1 protein-coding gene is annotated in these 1,155 nt (G+C 35.4%); it reads left to right on the plus strand.

The window, feature by feature from the left end; genetic code table 11:
- Positions 1 to 203: 203 nt before the first annotated feature.
- Positions 204 to 971: an alpha/beta fold hydrolase gene (locus GW12_RS06045; RefSeq protein WP_034584857.1), complete on the plus strand. Its 768-nt coding sequence runs from the start codon at positions 204 to 206 to the stop codon at positions 969 to 971.
- Positions 972 to 1,155: the final 184 nt, after the last annotated feature.

A 1,155-nucleotide genomic window follows, 5' to 3' on the forward strand; every position in this document is an offset into this window, starting at 1 on the left:
TTTTCTATCATGATTCTAGACTAATATAATCATTTTGCTAGTCTAGAGCCTTTTTAAATATTAATAGGGCGAAACTAAGGTTGGTTTATCTATTTGGTTAAAAAAATAGCCTAAGCAGGATTATAATTCTAAATTGGCAACTGATTAATTTCCTGTAAAATTCACACACTAACTCCTAAATAAAGAAATCAGCGGAATTCGAAATGATCCTTAACTATCAATTAACCACTCATGATGACTCACAACTTAGTCCAATGGTCTTCATACATGGTTTATTTGGGAGTTTGAGTAACTTAGGAATGCTGGCACGACATTTTTCCAGCCAAAGAGCGGTGATTCAGCTTGATCTACGTAATCATGGTTTATCAGGACATAGTGATGAGCATAATTATGAGCTGATGTCACAAGATGTACTAGAAACATTAGATAGCCTGAATATTACAAAATTTGTTGTCGTGGGTCATTCTATGGGCGGAAAAGTTGCGATGAAATTAGCAGATCTGGCACGTGATCGGGTAGAGCAACTTGTAGTACTAGATATGACACCAATTAATTATCATGAAAATCATCATGCCGAAATTTTTGAAGCCTTATTTGCTGTTGAGCGAGCCAATGTTTCCTCACGTCTTGATGCCGCAAAAATCATGCGTGAATATCTGAATGAAGAAATGGTCATTCAATTTTTGCTGAAATCCTTTAATAAAGGAACATGGTTGTTTAATGTACAAACTCTTTATAACCATTACCCAGATATTCTGGTTTGGGAAGATATTGAACCTGTGAATACGCTAGCATTGTTCTTAAGAGGCGGAAATTCATTTTATATTTCTAAACCCGAACATTTTGCTTCAATCGAACGCCAACTCCCAAATGCTAAAGTTGAACTGATAGAAGATGCTGGACACTGGTTACATGGTGAAAAGACAGCGCAGGTCTTGGAGCAGATGCAGAATTTTCTGGATGCTCAGTAATAAAAATTGTTGAGGCTAATGCTTAGTAAGCAACAGCAACTGATCTTTATTTGAAATTTGAAGATCTTGAGTTAAGTAGATAAACGATGGTGGATCTGTGGTATTAGAATCAAATATATTATTGTTATTCCCAAGTAGAAATGTCCTACCTAATAACCAAATAGAAATGTCCTATATGGACATT

Source organism: Acinetobacter sp. HR7 (genome assembly GCF_000773685.1).
GTDB lineage: Bacteria > Pseudomonadota > Gammaproteobacteria > Pseudomonadales > Moraxellaceae > Acinetobacter > Acinetobacter thermotolerans.

Excerpts from the sequence above, each read along its gene's own strand:
- GW12_RS06045 (WP_034584857.1), top strand. The coding sequence starts at position 204 with ATGATCCTTAACTATCAATTAACCACTCATGATGACTCACAACTTAGT.